This window comes from Halomonas sp. hl-4, assembly GCF_900215475.1.
In the GTDB taxonomy this organism is placed as follows: domain Bacteria; phylum Pseudomonadota; class Gammaproteobacteria; order Pseudomonadales; family Halomonadaceae; genus Vreelandella.
The window spans coordinates 3,813,087-3,828,476 of sequence record NZ_LT907845.1 but is presented as its reverse complement, the minus strand read 5'-3'; the positions used below and the strand labels follow the sequence as shown (position 1 = coordinate 3,828,476).

General features: G+C 57.6%; 12 protein-coding genes. 6 read left to right on the top strand and 6 right to left on the bottom strand.

The annotated features are described in order from the left end of the window. Nucleotides 1-2 precede the first annotated feature (2 nt). From CPH17_RS17930 to CPH17_RS17920, 3 genes are all read right to left on the bottom strand, one after another. Entirely contained in the window at nucleotides 3-1,028 is a 1,026-nt protein-coding gene (locus tag CPH17_RS17930; protein ID WP_096300640.1) for an imelysin family protein, read from the bottom strand. A gap of 43 nt (nucleotides 1,029-1,071) precedes the next feature. Continuing rightward, on the bottom strand, nucleotides 1,072-2,505 hold the full coding sequence (locus tag CPH17_RS17925) for a di-heme oxidoreductase family protein (protein WP_172898706.1): 1,434 nt from the start codon (nucleotides 2,503-2,505) through the stop codon (nucleotides 1,072-1,074). A gap of 93 nt (nucleotides 2,506-2,598) precedes the next feature. Further along, on the bottom strand, nucleotides 2,599-3,879 hold the full coding sequence (locus tag CPH17_RS17920) for an imelysin family protein (protein ID WP_096300638.1): 1,281 nt from the start codon (nucleotides 3,877-3,879) through the stop codon (nucleotides 2,599-2,601). A 198-nt stretch (nucleotides 3,880-4,077) separates the two neighbouring features. Between CPH17_RS17920 and CPH17_RS17915 the strand changes: the two genes are divergently transcribed. Further along, nucleotides 4,078-4,947, top strand: a complete 870-nt coding sequence (locus CPH17_RS17915; RefSeq protein ID WP_096300636.1) for a LysR family transcriptional regulator ArgP — start codon at nucleotides 4,078-4,080, stop codon at nucleotides 4,945-4,947. A gap of 293 nt (nucleotides 4,948-5,240) precedes the next feature. Further along, nucleotides 5,241-7,043: a diguanylate cyclase gene (locus CPH17_RS17910; protein ID WP_074395560.1), complete on the top strand. Its 1,803-nt coding sequence runs from the start codon at nucleotides 5,241-5,243 to the stop codon at nucleotides 7,041-7,043. Here the strand turns inward: CPH17_RS17910 and CPH17_RS17905 are convergent. Then, on the bottom strand, nucleotides 7,040-7,597 hold the full coding sequence (locus tag CPH17_RS17905; RefSeq protein WP_096300634.1) for a cytochrome b: 558 nt from the start codon (nucleotides 7,595-7,597) through the stop codon (nucleotides 7,040-7,042). The two genes, CPH17_RS17910 and CPH17_RS17905, sit on opposite strands and share 4 nt — an antisense overlap. Before the next feature lie 105 nt (nucleotides 7,598-7,702). Further along, a complete protein-coding gene (locus CPH17_RS17900; RefSeq protein ID WP_074395558.1) occupies nucleotides 7,703-8,581 on the bottom strand; it encodes a LysR substrate-binding domain-containing protein in 879 nt (292 codons plus the stop codon). Between the two features lie 104 nt (nucleotides 8,582-8,685). Here CPH17_RS17900 and CPH17_RS17895 point away from each other — a divergent pair, with 104 nt between their 5' ends. Then, nucleotides 8,686-9,564: a DMT family transporter gene (locus CPH17_RS17895; protein WP_096300632.1), complete on the top strand. Its 879-nt coding sequence runs from the start codon at nucleotides 8,686-8,688 to the stop codon at nucleotides 9,562-9,564. A 60-nt stretch (nucleotides 9,565-9,624) separates the two neighbouring features. Here CPH17_RS17895 and CPH17_RS17890 read toward each other — a convergent pair whose 3' ends face one another. Then, on the bottom strand, nucleotides 9,625-10,740 hold the full coding sequence (locus CPH17_RS17890; protein ID WP_096300630.1) for a hypothetical protein: 1,116 nt from the start codon (nucleotides 10,738-10,740) through the stop codon (nucleotides 9,625-9,627). 337 nt (nucleotides 10,741-11,077) lie between these two features. Here CPH17_RS17890 and CPH17_RS17885 point away from each other — a divergent pair, with 337 nt between their 5' ends. The 3 genes from CPH17_RS17885 (at nucleotide 11,078) to CPH17_RS17875 (ending at nucleotide 15,359) form a co-directional block, all read left to right on the top strand. Next, nucleotides 11,078-11,440 (top strand): septal ring lytic transglycosylase RlpA family protein, encoded by a 363-nt coding sequence (locus tag CPH17_RS17885; protein ID WP_231896512.1) that lies wholly within the window; start codon nucleotides 11,078-11,080, stop codon nucleotides 11,438-11,440. Between the two features lie 189 nt (nucleotides 11,441-11,629). Continuing rightward, entirely contained in the window at nucleotides 11,630-12,631 is a 1,002-nt protein-coding gene (locus CPH17_RS17880; RefSeq protein WP_096300628.1) for an NADP-dependent oxidoreductase, read from the top strand. Nucleotides 12,632-12,851: 220 nt separating this feature from the next. Next, nucleotides 12,852-15,359, top strand: coding sequence for a glucose/quinate/shikimate family membrane-bound PQQ-dependent dehydrogenase (locus CPH17_RS17875; protein WP_096300626.1), 2,508 nt, complete (start codon nucleotides 12,852-12,854; stop codon nucleotides 15,357-15,359). Nucleotides 15,360-15,390: the final 31 nt, after the last annotated feature.

The window sequence follows — 15,390 nt, the reverse complement described above, 5'->3', positions numbered from 1 at the left end:
GCTCAATCCCCGTCGCTGGAATTGAAGCCGCGCACCAACCCCAGTTCACCAGCGATCTCGTTACCCAGCAGGTGGCGTAGCTGACTGATGTCGAGGTAGAGCGACTGCAGGCCGCGAAATGCCTCATCGTCTTCAAGGGAAGGCACCAAGCCCGGCGGCAGCTCGCGGGCCTGGGCGAGCGTCTTGTCGAGCTGATCGCGGAACGCCTCGGCGAGGGGCAGCGCGTCGGCCTCGCGTAGCAGCGCGGTGAGGCCCGGCAGGAAGCCGGTACGCAAACCCTCAAGGCTACTCGCTACCAAACGCACCGATTGTTCACTGCGCCACGCTTCGGCCAGGTAGCCATTAGCAGAAGCGCCTTTGAGGCCCATGGGCTCACCGAGGCGTTTGTCTTCGAGCTGCTCAAGGGTCTGGATGGCGCTGGCCAGGGTGGCTTCGGTGTAGTCAGAGGTTTCAATATAGTGCTCGCCAAAGGCCTGCCAGTCACGATGCAGCGCGTTTGTGGTATCCGCAAGATGCGTCGTGATGGCCTGCATCAAGTCGCAGGCGTCAGGGTCGCCAAGGGCCTGTTCGCCCATGGCGTCGTCATAAAGCAAGTACTCAAGGGCGGGGAAGCCCTGGATCGCCACGCTGTCAGCGGCGATATCCTGGGCATTCGGCGCGTCGGCTGCTTGCAACCATCCGCCCACTTTGCGGCCCACCAGGTTTTTACGATCCGGCCAGAACTGCAGCTGCCAGCCCCGGCTGTTCTGCTCCACCGGGCCAAACTGGATAAAGCGCACTGCCTGCCAGGCCTGATAGGCACTCAGCCAGTCGTTTTCCAGCCGCTGCCTGTGCGACTCATCGGGGGCTTGGCAAAAGCGCGTGGCGCTAGCCTCCAGGCGCTCGGAGGCGGCACTCAGCTCGGCGTACTGCAGCTCCACCGCGCCGTGCCACATATCCCGCGGCGTGGGAGCGTCCGAAGCAAAAGAGAACGGCGCGGCCAATAGCGTACAGGCCAGCACCCCCAACCGTCGAAACGCAGCCATCATCTAAACTCCTTGGCAATCAAACCTTTCAACCATTCAACGACCCTTACAGGGATTCAAGAAAACGAATGAGCTCAGCACGCTGATCCTCGGGCAAGTCACGATAGCTTTGTGCGGCCGCTTCCGCCTCGCCGCCGTGCCAGAGAATCGCCTCTTCCAGCGTGCGAGCACGGCCGTCGTGAAGGAACCCCGCCCGGGGATTAACCGTTTGCGCCAGGCCGATACCCCACAGCGGCGGGGTGCGCCATTCGCGGCCGTCGGCCTGGAACTCACTGCGATGATCCGCCAGAGCGTCGCCCATATCATGCAGCAACAGGTCGCTATAAGGCCATATGATCTGATCCGCCAGCGCCGGGCGTTCAGCATCCGCGGCGGTGCGATGGCGCGGCGTATGGCAGCTGGCGCAGCCCAGGGCATTGAACCGTTCGGCTCCCTGCTTTACCGCCGGGTCGTCCATGTCGCGGCGCATCGGCACCGCCAGGCTGGAGGCATAGAAGGTCACGAAGTCGGCCACGTCGTCGCTCACCTCCGGTGTACCGCCATCAGGAAAGTCATCGCAGCCCTGGCTCGCCATGCAGTCGGTTTGCGGCACCAGGCTGGACGTCAGCCCCATATCGCCAGCAAAGGCGTGCATGCCCTGCTGTTCGATGCTGGGCTCGCCGGCTTTCCAGCCGAAGCGCCCCATAACGGTGCTGCCCGTACGCAGATCCCAGACCTGATTGGCACGCCCGGAAATACCGTCGCCATCGGCGTCGTCAGGGTCGGCGGCGGCCAGCAGATCGGCTTCGGGAATCGCCGCCAGCAGCCCCAGACCAATCATCGGCGGCGCCAGCCGGGGCGAGGTCTGCAGATCCTCGGGCAGCTCGCCGTAGGCGGGCTCGGCAATCGAGTAGAGCGGCTCCTTGAGCGTCACGCTGGTGCCATCGGCAAACGTCACCTCCCGTGGACGATACGCGATCACCAGCTTACCCTCAGGATCGGCACCGCTAATCGCCGCGGTTTGTAGCTGCAGGCCGTAGTTGGGCACGGGGAGCGCGCCGCGCTGTTCCAGAACCTCGGGCTCTGCTTGCTGAGCAGGCAGCGAAAGGCGCAGAAAAAGCGCAATGGGACTCTCGTCCCCTGCCGGTGGATGCCCCCGACCATCTTTTATATGGCAGCCCTGGCAGCTATTGGTATTGAGCAGCGGCCCCAGGCCATCGCGCGCCTCAGTGCTGGCAGGGGCCGCCACCCAGGGGTTACGGAAGAAGCTGTTGCCGACGCTGAAATCCAGCCGCTTGGTCATCGACATATTACCCAGCGGCAGCGAATAAGCGTTGTGGTCGAACTGCTCCACCGACCCATCGCCGCCGCTCATGGGCGTCGTTTGGATCGGATAATTCTGTGCAGGTGACTCGGCAGCCTGCCCAGGCATTGACATCAGAGCCAGCAAAAGACCGTTTAGCGAACACCGGCTTAACGAGACACGGGATAAGCGGTACATGGTGATACCTTGAGACGGATGGCATGTGACACGAAGCACAAAAGCCGCACGGTGACGAGACAACCGGCGGCTCGTGGGCATCAATAGGTTGCGTTAAAATTGATGGTCTGCGTCATCCGGCTGCAGCGACGTCACACCCAGCTCGCCGGCGGCCTGCTCGATGGAGCCCGTTTGTGCCACCAGGGTGAGTATCGCGTCGTTGATCAATTCGCTGCCCTGCTCATTGCCCGGCGCGATCATCATGTCAAACGCCATCGGCGAGCTTTCCGCCTCGGCCGCCTGCTTGATCGCATCCAGGCGCGCCATGGTGGCGTCGAGCTGCTGAGCAAGGGTATCGGCAAGCTCACTATCTTCCTGAGCCAATAGGTCTTGCAGCGAAGGCCCCTCGACCACGCTGCCGTCAAGGCGCTGGTAGGTGCCGGTGAAGATGTTCTGAATACCCTGACCGTTGTAGTAATGGGAGTTGTGGGTATTGTCGCTGAAGCAGTCGTGCTCATCCTCGAATGAGTTGGCTTCCAGCGCTACCTTCAAGCGCTCACCCGCCAGTTCCCCCAGGGACAGCGACCCCATGCCAAACAGCATGCGCCGCAGGCCTTCCTGGTCGCTCTCCGCCAGCAGTTCCTGGCGATAGTTGCCTTCGGCTTCCGGTTCCCACTGGGCCACCATCCACTCAAGATCGTCAACTAACAGATCGGATACTGCATCCAGGTAAGTACGGCGGCGGTCGCAGTGACCATGGGTGCAGTCGTCGCCGGTCTGAAAGTCACTTGCCGGGCGTTCGCCGTTGCCCGCCTCGAAGCCGTTCAGATCCTGCCCCCAGAGCAGGAACTCGATGGCATGATAACCGCTGGCGACGTTAGCTTCCGAGCCGCCAATTTCATTCAGGTCGGCGAGGAGTTCTGGGGTGATCTCGCTGACGTCCAGGCTCTCGCCCCCAACTGTGATTTGCTCATTGGCGATGATATTGGCGGTAGCGCCTTCGTTACCCAGCTCATGCTGGTAGTCATCACCTTCCACATAATCGATCATGCCCTCATCGAGAGGCCAGGCGTTCAACTGCCCTTCCCAGTCGTCGACCACGGCATTGCCAAAGCGGAATACTTCGCTCTGCTGATAAGGCACCCGCGCCTGCAGCCAGGCCTGCCTGGCGGCTTGCAGCGTGTCGGCGCTGGGGTTGGCGAGCAATTCGTCGATACGCTCGTTCAACACCTCGGCAGCGTTGAGCGCATCGGCGTAATTGGCATGGGCCAGATCGGCGTAGTGGTGCACGACAGCATCGGCGTTGACCGAGTCGCTGGCATTCACGGCGAAAGGCATCAGGGCGCTAAGCGCAACGATGCCGACAAGGGGGCGACGAAGCATAATGGCGGGCATGGCAGTGTCCTTTAGGCGATAACGTGACGGAAGGTCCGCAAAAGGTACTTATGCAAAGAGGTCTGCCGTACCTTTAACTGAAATGTAATCCATTAACTTTTGACATTCAATCTTATTTAATGCCTGATCACGGACGCCTATTTGTTTAATCTTGCCTTTTTGCTTAACGTCACGGCTTCATACCCTGGAAACACCCTCATGCTGGATTATAAATTACTCAAAGCGCTGGCAACCGTGGTGGAATGCGGGGGGTTCGAACGCGCTGGTGACGTGCTGGGACTGTCGCAGTCGGCCGTGTCGCAACGGGTCAAAGCCCTCGAAGTCCGTCTGGGGCAGCCCGTGCTGATCCGCCATCCTCATTTGGCGCCCACGCCGGCGGGACAGCGGCTATTGACGCACTACCAGCAAGTTCAACTCCTTGAACGCGACTTGCGCGGCTCGCTTCCCACCCTGGACGACTCGGCACCCCGCCTGCGGATTGCGATCAATGCCGATAGCCTCGTGACCTGGTGGGCCGATGCCATCGCCGATATCTGTCAGGCCGAAGGGCTGTTGCTTGACCTGGTGATCGAAGACCAGGACGTCGGTCTCAAACGCCTGCGCGATGGCGATGTCGCCGCATGCCTGTGCGCGACACCTCATCCCATCGCCGGCGCGCGTTGCCTGGCATTGGGCGACATGCATTACCACCCGCTTGCTTCGCCCGACTACGTGTCGCGTCACTTTCCCCATGGCCCCAGCGCAGACGCTTTCCTTCAAGCACCCGCCATTGTCTATGGCCCACACGACCAGCTGCAGCACCAGTTTCTTGCCCAGTGTGGCTACCATGGCCGCTTCCCCTATCACTTATGCCCCTCATCGGAGGGCTTTCTTCGCCTGGCAGCGGCGGGCATTGGCTACGGCATGATGCCGCAGTTACAGACCCATGCGCTGATGCAAAGCGGCCAACTGGTCAGCATTGCGCCTGGGCAAACCCTGAGCGTCCCGCTTTATTGGCATTATTGGCGGCATAGCGGCACCTTGGTGCAGCGGCTCACCGACCGGCTTTCGAGTGTCGCCTTGAGCTAGATCATCCATTTTTCCCCATGCCGTCGCAAAACCCTTCTACAATTGCGTTAGCCTTGGAGGATGGGTATCCCAACAGCGAAAGGCTGAATTATCGTTGACGCAAGCCATGTCATTAAAACGTCGCTGATGCCAAAGTATCTTAAGCTTCCTTTGTTTTTAAGCCATTGTATGAACAGCATCGTGATGACGCCATACACAGAGGTTTGGCGATAATAAAGAAATACCCCGGCATCAGTAGCAGCTTAAAGGGACATCAGCACGGGGTCAGAAGAACATAACCAAAGCGACCCCTTATGCATACACGGGTTTTACCTTTAAAGGTTTGTGTGGGCTTATTTGTGCTGTTCGTCGGTTGGGTCGCCTGCTGGCAGCCTGCTTTCGCCTCGCTTTCCACCTCTCACGATCAGTCTCGCTATTCATTAACCAGCCACACCCAGCTCTGGCACAGCGATGAGTCGCTTACGCTTAACGAGTTGCTTGAGCGCGACCCTCCGTTTACTAGAGCTACTCACAAAAGTGACTTGAATTTTGGTTACACGCCCAACGACATATGGCTGCGTACCCAGATCGAGAACCCAACGGCGCATTCCCAACATTGGATTGTTGAGTTTGAATACCCCTTTTTGGATCGTGTCACACTGAATGTTCTGCGCGAGCATTTTAGCGAAAGCATGATAAGCGGCAGCGCTGTGCCCAGAGAGCAGCGTGCACTTGCCCATCGCCAACCGGTGTTTCCATTAAACTTGGCGCCTGGCGAAACCGTCACGCTGTATGCCCTGGTGAACGCGGCGGGTAGCAAAATGCTGAACTACAACCTGCTATCCGAGCAGACGTTCTTCCAACAAAACGACCGGCATAATTTTTGGTTGGCCACCTATTTCGGCATGTTGCTGGCTCTTGGCCTCTACAATTTGCTGTTATTCTTCGGCCTAAAAGAGCGCGTATTTCTGTATTACTCACTGTTTGCGTTGGGCTTTACCGTCGCTATTCTCACCTTTAACGGTATTGGCACGCTGATGTTCTGGAGCGCACTTAGCGAAAACACATCTCGGCTGGTTGCTATTGGGTTTACGTTTGCGTCCACCATGGGCACGCTGTTTGCTCAGAGCTTTCTTAACACTAAAGGCTTCACTCCCCGCTGGCACCGCGCACTGAATTATTTTCGCGGCTACTGCTCGCTCGCGCTCTTAGCAACCCTGGTGCTGCCTATTCAGCCTGCCCTGCGCCTGATGGACGTCACCGGTTTTATGGCCGCTCTACTGATGCTGATCTGCGGGATTTACTGTATATCGCAACGTGTGCCCAGCGCGCGGATATTTGTCCTGGCCTGGTCACTGTTTTTAGTCGGGGCCTGCGTGTTCGCGCTGCGCAACCTAGGTATTTTGCCCGCAAATTTTATTACCTTGCACGGCATTCAAATTGGTTCCGCCATAGAAATGTTGCTGCTGTCATTTGCTCTCGCTGCTCGCTTTAATAAGCTAAAACGGCAAAAAGAACGTGCCCAGGCGGATATGCTGATGACGCTCAAACGCCAGGAAGCCGTGCTGGAACAGAAAGTCGCCGACCGTACGAAAGCGCTTGAGCTTCTTGCCACGCGAGACGTGTTAACCGGACTGCTGAATCGAAAAGGCTTGGCCGACTGTGCCGCAAAAGCGCTCAAACGCAGCGAGCACACGGGGCAACCGGTGGCACTGTTTATGCTTGACCTGGATCTTTTCAAGCCGATTAATGACCAGTATGGGCATGAAGCGGGGGATTTTGTGCTGCAGCAAGTGGCCAGGCGTATTGAGCATTTGGCACGTGCCCACGACCATTGTGCCCGCTTTGGTGGCGATGAATTCATTATACTGCTCGAAGGCATCGCCGATCATAATACGCTCAATGAGATACGCCATCGCTTAAATTCGGCAATTCGCGCGCCCATTAAACTACCCTGTGGCGAGCTGGTCAGTGTCGGCGTGAGTATTGGCATGAGTGTTTGCCAGGGCGACAACAAAAGTTTAGAGAGCCTGCTGCGGGAAGCCGACGGCCAAATGTACGACGTTAAAGCCCGCCGAACCGACAGCGGCATTCGCTATGGTTCGGCTCAGTCTTAATCAAATAGACTCATGCGCGTCATCACGCTATCGCGCTTGATGCGCCAGTGATAAAGCGCCCCCAGCACATGCAGCGTGATCAATACGACAATCGCCCAGCCAAGCCAGCCATGCCAGACGAAGAGTTGCTCCGACAGCGCCGGATGTTCGCCAATGAGGCCAGGCAAATGCCACTGGAAGAACTCCACGGGGAAGCCACCGCTGGCCGTTGCCGCCCAGCCCAACAGCGGCATCACCACCAGCGCCGCATACAGCAAATGATGCACGCTGGTGCTAACGATGCGCTCGAAAGCATTCAGGGGCGGATCGTGGTCGGGTACCACGAACGCAATCCGAGTGATAATACGCAGCGTCATCAGCAGCAATATCGTCACTCCTAGGGTTTTGTGGCTGGTATACAGCACATTGGTGAGCCCCGTCCCGATCAGCGAGACTGTTCGCTCAAAGCCCAGAAAGCCCAGCGTCAACCCGCTTGCCAGCGAGAGCAGCGCCGCACCTGCCACCAGCCAGTGGAGCACCCGGTGCGGGTAAATATAGTGGTCCAACTCATGCATGCTTTACTCCTCTGCACCCGCTCAAAAAATCATATGTGGGCTTAGTTTAGCCAGTTCTAAGCGGCTTCGCTGATAAAGCCGCCCTCTATCGTCAACGCTTACCGTTTATGGCACCCAAGCATCTATTGGGGCTGCCAACTGTTCGCGTATCAGTTCGCCCAGCCGCCGAGCGGGTTCCGATGGGCGATGCGGTGCACGATGTAACGCCAACTCAATCATCGGTAAGGACGGCAACCCGCTGGCCTCGTCGAGTGGCCTTAACAGCGGCGTCAGCATGCTCCGTGTGACCACCACGACGGCCAACCCTGCTGTGACAATAGGCGCTAACCCCGCCATGGATTGGCTGGTGTAGGCGACGCGCCAGTCTCGCCCGGCATTTTTCAACGCCTCCTCGGCTATCTCACGAAACACATCCGCGCCGGGTGAGTAGAGCGCTAATGGCAACGGGTCGGTTAGCGATGGCTGCTGGTTGACACCCACCGCCCATATCAAAGGCTCTCGTCGAATGACCTCGCCTCCGGGCGAATTGCGCTGCCGGGTCACCAGCGCCAAGTCCAGCTCGGCACGTTTTACCCGCTCGACCAAGTCCCCGCTGGTACCACACCGAACCTGCAACCCCACTCCAGGGTATAGCTGGTGAAAGTAGGCAAATACCGATGGCAGCAGCGATGCGTAATCTTCGGGTATACCCAGCGTCAGCTCACCCCCCACCTGCCGCGCCTGCATGTCGCTCCAGGCTTCGTCATTGAGAATCAACAACCGGCGCGCGTGGTTGAGCAACCGCTCTCCGTCCGGTGTAAAGCGTAGCCGACGCCCCTCACGCTCGTGCAGCGTTAGCGCTAACTGGGTTTCTAAACGCTGTAGCTGCATGCTCACGGTTGACTGAGTGTAGGCCAAGCGCTTAGCAGCAGCCGTCACGCTACCGGTGTCGGCAATCGCCACGAGCGTGCGTAGCAACGTCAGATCCAACGTAGGCGCTCGCATACATCATGATCCTTGATTAAAACGATCAAAAAAGATCGATATTGTGATGTGTTTTGGATGAGTATGCTGTGCAGGTCACTTCAAGGCAAGTCAGGAGATCGTTTATGCATCCCGTAAATCCACTCGTTGTGTTTCCACGTAGCTATAGTGTTGGCGCGGCGTTGGTAGCCGTGATGCTTTGGAGCGTCGCCCCCCTTCTGGCGGATTACGCCCGCGCAACGCCGCCGTTACAGCTCACGGCGCTGACACTATTAGCGGGCGCGTTAGCCACGCTTCCATTGAGTCGGCGGGTGAATGTCGCGACCTGCGGCCGCGTTTGGCAACTAAGTATCTGGCTGGGTATTCCGTTATTGATCATCGGTGCCGTCAGCACCTATTTTATCGGCATGCGGCTGGCTCCCGCTGCTGAAGCGGCATTGATCACCTATACCTGGCCGGTGCTGTTTGTTCTGCTCAGCCAGTGGAGCCGGTTTGGTCGTTTGCGGATTGGCGGATTGGTGGGCGCATTGATCGCGTTTTCCGGTGCCGCCCTGCTGTTGATACCTCAGGCGTCTGGTGGCGGCGGAGATACCGCGCTAACCGGTTATGCACTCGCCCTCTTGGCGGCATGCTGCTGGGCGCTTTATTCATGGCTTAGCCAAGTGGCTCCGGTACCGCTGACGCCGTTGTTGCCACGCTTGCTGCTGATTGCTTGTGTCATCGCCGCAGCTGCGAGTGCGTTACTGGAAGGCCACATTGCATTGCCCAGCAGCGAAGCGGTGTTGACCGGCATGGCATTAGGTCTGGGGCCTTACGGGATCGCGATGGTCGCGTGGGATAAAGCGCTGCGCTGGGGACATACCAGCTTGGTCGGCAGCCTCGCTTACGGCGTGCCCATTTTAGCAGCGCTGCTGTTGGTAGTGGCCGGAATGAGCACGCTGGATTGGCGGCTACCCGTCGCGGGCGCACTGGTTGTCATCGGCTGCCTAAAAGCCAGCCGTTAGTCTCACGACACCAGGACGTATTTGATCAAAGCCGCCGAGCAGAGGCGGCTTTTTCAATCATTACAGCTCTGGCTCGCCTTCACTTGGCTCGGTGCGGGCGGTGAGTTCAAACAGACCACTCGCGGTATTGCTAAAGCCCCTCGCTGTCACCGTGTAGGTGCCAGGCAATAGTTGCTCAGCAATTCGCGCATCCGTACCACCTGCGCTGTCATCATCGCTTAATGAAACGCCGTTACCGTTGACATCGAGGTAGGTATCAAAATCGGTGGAGCGCATTTCCAGGGTGACATTAGACGTTTCTTCGAGGGTGAGCTCGTAGGTTAACTCTTCACCGCTATACCATCCATTGAGTGGCTCATCGGGCGTAAGCTCGCCCGCGTTACGCAGTTCAATATCACTAGAAAGCTCGCGGGGTGTCAGCGCTAGGGTAAATACACCTTCGCCTTCACCGTAAGCAGAACGTGCGGTTAATTGATACTCGCCTGGGGCGAGAAAATCAGCAATCCGTGCATCCAGGTTGCCCGCGCTATCGTCATCCTCGCGATAGTAGCCATCTGGGCCCTCCAACACCAGGTAGGCGTCGAACTCGTCGGAGCGCATATCAATGTCGTACATACCCGCCTCTTCAACCGTGAACGTATACTCGCGTTCATCGCTTTGCAGCCAGCTATCCAGAGGCGAATCCAGTGTCAAGGTGTGCGTATCGCTGAGTTCAATACGACGGCTTTCCAGGGCGAAGGGGCCATAGCTTTGGGCGTCTGCCCCACTAACCACCAACATATAATCACCGCTTTGATCAATGCGCTGGCGCAACGTCTCGCTGGCACTTAGCAGTTGCAGTTGGTCATCATAAAGTGCCACCACGCCCTGAAGTGCGCCATCCAGCGAGACCTCAACTAGATCGTCTTCATCGAGAGTGATCATATAGCGCTCAAAGCGGCTGCCATCATTGCCGTTAAGCTCGCTTTCAGAGGTCACTTCGCCTCTTAAGCGCTCCCCCAAAGTAGCGCGCTCAAGGCCTTCCAGTGCGGTCGGTTCAGCACCCTCATCGCTGCTTTCTGATGTGGGTGCCGACTCAGGCGAGTCGCCGGGCGTAATAGCCTGAGCGGCCAGAAAGCCAATTGCACCGCCGCCGAGGGCAATTAACAGATAACTAATGGGAGAAGATTTAGCCATGAGCGCATCCTTGATCCAGTGGCAAAACAATCATTGGGTTGAATCCGATAGTATAAGCCCAACCTGGCCTCGAATGGGGGTTTGTCTAACCTGACTTTGTGTTCTTTATTCACGACCCTGTCGTTAGCAATACGGATAAGCCGCTGAATTAAAAGGCGCTGCATCTCCTGGTCAATTTAGGCAAACGTGAAGCTAACGGCACCGATCGTCTGAAAGCTTGCCCAACATGGCAGACGACGTTACTATCATATAGCCAATTTGGCACCTCATCGATGAATGCGACACCCGCGACACGACACACTGAGGTACTCCTATGGGAGCTATCAAACGAACATCAATGGCTTTTTGTTTCGCCATAGCCATATTCACCACGGCAGTGAATAGCGCTCTGGCCCACGACTCAGCGGCAGATACGCAAGAAGGCGTTGCATCTTTCTACAGTGACCGTTTTCAAGGGGCGACGACCGCTAGCGGCGACGCTTTTGACCAGCAGTCGCTTACCGCCGCACACCCCAGCCTACCTTTCGGTAGCAAGGTCCTTGTAAAGCGTCCTGATACAGGCCAAGAAGTCGAAGTGCTGATCAACGACCGCGGCCCTTATGTTCAAGGACGTATCATTGATCTATCCAAAAGTGCGGCGCGTGAGCTTGGCATGCTGAGCCGTGGGGTTGCCCCTGTCATGGTGACGCGGCTTGATTAAGCACGCATGCTTGTTTATCCGCCATTAGTTTTACCGGTTTTTTCAAGCTACTTTTTTACAGACAACGGGCGCTCAGCGCCCGTTGTGCTTTTCTAATTCCTTTGGCACGATTTGCGACGAACTATCAAGCACGCTAACGGTCTTTATTGAGCACGGAACGTTATTCTCAATGCAGTCGCAGGAGGCCACATGCAATCTCGCTTTTTCACTTTAAGCCGCTACCCGGAAGGACGCCCCGAACGCGAGCTTTTTCAGTTGGAAACCCAAACGCTGCCTGAGCTGGCCCCGGGAGAGGTCCGCATACGCAACCGCTGGCTCTCGGTAGACCCTTATATGCGTGGCCGGATGACAGGCTTACATACCTACGTGGCACCGTTTGAATTGGGTAAACCCATGGAAGGTGGCGCGGTTGGTGAAGTGATTGCCTCCCGCGATGAACGCCTAAAAGAAGGCGATTTGGTTGGCCATATGGGCGGCTGGCGTGATATTGCCCAGATTTCCTCTGAAAGCGTTCAAGCACTGCCCGATTTTGGGGTTGCCGAACAGGCCTATCTCGGCGTACTGGGAATGCCAGGCATGACCGCCTGGACGGGGCTTAATCGCATTGCTCAATGCCAGCCCGGCGATAACGTTTTAGTCAGTGCCGCGAGCGGTGCCGTCGGTTCACTGGCGGTTCAATTGGCAAAAGCAAAAGGCTGCCACGTGGTGGGCATTGCTGGCGCGGCCAATAAACTGGCCTGGCTAGAATCGCTTGGCATAGAACCGGTGAGCTATCGCGACCGAAATGCTCAAGAACTTAGCGATGCCATTCAACTGGCCAGCCCCAAAGGCATCGATGTGGTATTTGAAAACGTTGGCGGTACTTGCCTGGAAGCCGCCCTAAGCCAGTTAAACGAAGGCGCTCGCATTGCAGTTTGCGGCATGATTGATAGCTACAACGCCAAAACGCCAATGCCTGGCCCTAGCAACCTTGCCCAACTCGTAGTACGCAAAGCAAAAATGCAGGGCTTTATCGTGACGGACCACTGGAAGTACTATCCGGATTTCCTCAAGGAAGTGGCCCCCCAGGTAGTCGCAGGTAAACTCGACTATAAAGAAACCGTCAAAGAAGGGCTTGAAAACACCCCCGACGCCTTCCTGGCACTGTTTGATGGCGGCAATACCGGCAAAATGCTGGTCAAGCTGGATTGACCCCACTCTTAACGCTTATGTTGTGTCTTTTAAGCCGCGCTTGGCCTGCAAGCGCGGCTTTTCTATTTGCTCGCCAGGTCACTATACTTAAAAGTATTAAAATCATTAGACCATCGGTGCATTGACTCTTAAAATAGTTAGCACGTTAAGCGTTTTGTCACGCTAGTAATAAAGCGCCCGCAGGTCGGCGACGATCAAAAATTAAGTAAGGAGATCCTTCATGGAAGAACGCAAGCGGGCCAAATGGCCCGCCATAGTACTTGGTTTATTACTCGTCATCGCAGGCCTGGCCTTGGCGATTGGTGGCGGGCAGCTACTTAGTCTGGGGGGCAGCGCTTATTACTTGATAGCAGGCGTCGCCATCATTGCCAGCGGCGTATTACTGATACTGCGCAAAGGTGCTGCCTTATGGCTCTACGCGCTGATTTTATTTGCCACCTTGGGGTGGGCCCTGTGGGAAGTCGGCTTAGACTGGTGGCAACTTGTCCCCAGGGTGGCTATTCCGTGCTTGATTGGCATTGTGCTGCTACTTCCATGGTGGCGCAAACCTCTTAACTCGCGTGGCGGCAGTTTGGCATTGGCGCTAAGTATCTTAGTCGCGATTGGGGTGGCAGTGGCTAGTCAGTTAAATGACCCGGCTAGCGTCGAAGGCACCATCGACACCCAGCGCGGCGAGCACCAGGAAACCGTTAACCCGGCCCAAATCGCCGGTGACGACTGGCCCGCTTACGGCGGCACCAACGCAGGCACGCATTATTCCAGCCTTGACCAGATTACGCCGGATAACATTGGTGAACTGGAAGAAGTTTGGCGTATCGAGACCGGCGACGAAGCCGGCCCTAACGCACCGCCGGAAATCACCAACCAGAACACGCCGTTAAAGGTAAACGACAGCCTTTACCTTTGCACTTCACACAGTCGCGCGATGTCGCTGGACCCGGAAACCGGCGAGACCAACTGGTCCTTCGACCCGGAGATCAGCACCATGGGGGCGGATGATTTCTCCGGCTGGGCACATATGACCTGCCGTGGCCTCGCCTATTACGATGCCGCCAGCTATTCAGATAGCGACACCGACAACGACGCTGACACCAGCAACGCGCCCGAGCTATTTAACGACCGCGATAACTTCGATATCGATCTGGCATTTCTGCTGTTTTTGAGCGCTGGCAATACCGCTGAAGAAAATAGCACACCCAGCATGCCTAGCGCTGCCGACGTCATGTGCCCGCGCAGGCTCTATCTGCCCACCGCCGATGCACGCCTGATTGCTCTTGACGCCGATACCGGCGAACGCTGCGACGCCTTCGGCGACGCGGGTGAAGTCGACCTAACACGCAATATCGGCGACTTTGACCCCGGCGGCTACTATTCCACCTCGCCCGCCACGGTGACTGAAGACCTGATTATCCTCGGCGGTCACGTCACCGATAACAGCTCTACCGATGAACCGTCCGGCGTGATTCGTGCCTTTGACGTACACACCGGCGAACTTGTCTGGAACTGGGACAGCGGCAACCCCCACAACACCCAGCCGCTTGACGACGGTGAAACCTACACGCGCAACTCACCCAACGTCTGGGCGCCTATCAGCGTCGATGAAGACCTGGGCATGGTCTATCTGCCCATGGGTAACGCCACGCCCGACCAATACGGTGCCAACCGCAGCGCCAACGACGAGACGTACAGCGCAGGGCTGGTGGCTCTCGACCTGGAATCTGGCCAGGTGGAATGGGTGTACCAGTTTGTGCACCATGATCTCTGGGACATGGACACGCCCGCCCAGCCGGTGCTGATTGATCTTGCCACCGAGGAAGGCACCCAGCCTGCGGTCATTCAGCCGACCAAGCAGGGCAGCCTTTACGTGTTAAACCGCGAAACCGGCGAGCCGATTGTGCCCATCGAGGAAATTCCGGCACCGTTGGGCGCCGTTGAAGGAGACTGGACGTCTGAAACGCAGCCACGCTCGGCGCTTAACCTGCTCCCCCCACCGCTCACCGAGCATGATATGTGGGGCGCCTCACCCTTCGACCAGATGATGTGCCGTATCCAGTTCCGCTCGCTGCGCTATGAAGGCCAGTACACACCGCCCTCGCTCGAAGGTAGCATCGTCTACCCGGGTAACGTTGGCGTGATGAACTGGGGCGGCGTCGCGGTGGACCCTGAGCGCCAAGCGTTGTTTACCGGCGCCAAGTACCTGGCCTTTGTCTCAACGCTGGTCCCCCGAGAAGAGGTCGAGGAAGGTCAGGGCTCGGCTAGCGAACAGGGGCTGCAAGTCAATGCAGGGGCGCCCTACGCGGTGAAACTTGGCCCACTGCTCTCAGTGCTCGGCTTGCCCTGCCAAGCGCCCTCATGGGGTGATGTGGCGGGTATCGACCTGCAGGAAAGCGACGTTGTCTGGAAGCACCGCAACGGCACCACTCGTGACAGCATGCCCTTCGATTTGCCGATTGGCTTTGAGGTAGGTGTGCCAGCACTGGGCGGCCCGCTGACCACCGGTGGCGGCGTTTCGTTCCTGAGCGGCACGCTGGACCAGTACCTGCGCGGCTACGATATCACCACCGGCGAAGAGCTGTTTAAAGCTCGGCTACCGGCCGGTGGCCAAGCGACCCCGATGACCTACACCGGTGAAGACGGCCGCCAGTACGTGGTCGTCACGGCGGGTGGCCACGGCACCTTTGGTACCAAAATGGGTGACTACGTAATTGGCTACGCGCTCCCTGAGTAGCCAGACAACCTCTTATAGGTGACTCAATAAA

Coding starts and splice junctions, on each gene's coding strand:
- CPH17_RS17930 (WP_096300640.1), bottom strand. CDS start 1,028: ATGATGGCTGCGTTTCGACGGTTGGGGGTGCTGGCCTGTACGCTATTG.
- CPH17_RS17875 (WP_096300626.1), top strand. CDS start 12,852: ATGGAAGAACGCAAGCGGGCCAAATGGCCCGCCATAGTACTTGGTTTA.
- CPH17_RS17905 (WP_096300634.1), bottom strand. CDS start 7,597: ATGCATGAGTTGGACCACTATATTTACCCGCACCGGGTGCTCCACTGG.
- CPH17_RS17925 (WP_172898706.1), bottom strand. CDS start 2,505: ATGTACCGCTTATCCCGTGTCTCGTTAAGCCGGTGTTCGCTAAACGGT.
- CPH17_RS17900 (WP_074395558.1), bottom strand. CDS start 8,581: ATGCGAGCGCCTACGTTGGATCTGACGTTGCTACGCACGCTCGTGGCG.
- CPH17_RS17920 (WP_096300638.1), bottom strand. CDS start 3,879: ATGCCCGCCATTATGCTTCGTCGCCCCCTTGTCGGCATCGTTGCGCTT.
- CPH17_RS17915 (WP_096300636.1), top strand. CDS start 4,078: ATGCTGGATTATAAATTACTCAAAGCGCTGGCAACCGTGGTGGAATGC.
- CPH17_RS17880 (WP_096300628.1), top strand. CDS start 11,630: ATGCAATCTCGCTTTTTCACTTTAAGCCGCTACCCGGAAGGACGCCCC.
- CPH17_RS17895 (WP_096300632.1), top strand. CDS start 8,686: ATGCATCCCGTAAATCCACTCGTTGTGTTTCCACGTAGCTATAGTGTT.
- CPH17_RS17885 (WP_231896512.1), top strand. CDS start 11,078: ATGGCTTTTTGTTTCGCCATAGCCATATTCACCACGGCAGTGAATAGC.
- CPH17_RS17890 (WP_096300630.1), bottom strand. CDS start 10,740: ATGGCTAAATCTTCTCCCATTAGTTATCTGTTAATTGCCCTCGGCGGC.
- CPH17_RS17910 (WP_074395560.1), top strand. CDS start 5,241: ATGCATACACGGGTTTTACCTTTAAAGGTTTGTGTGGGCTTATTTGTG.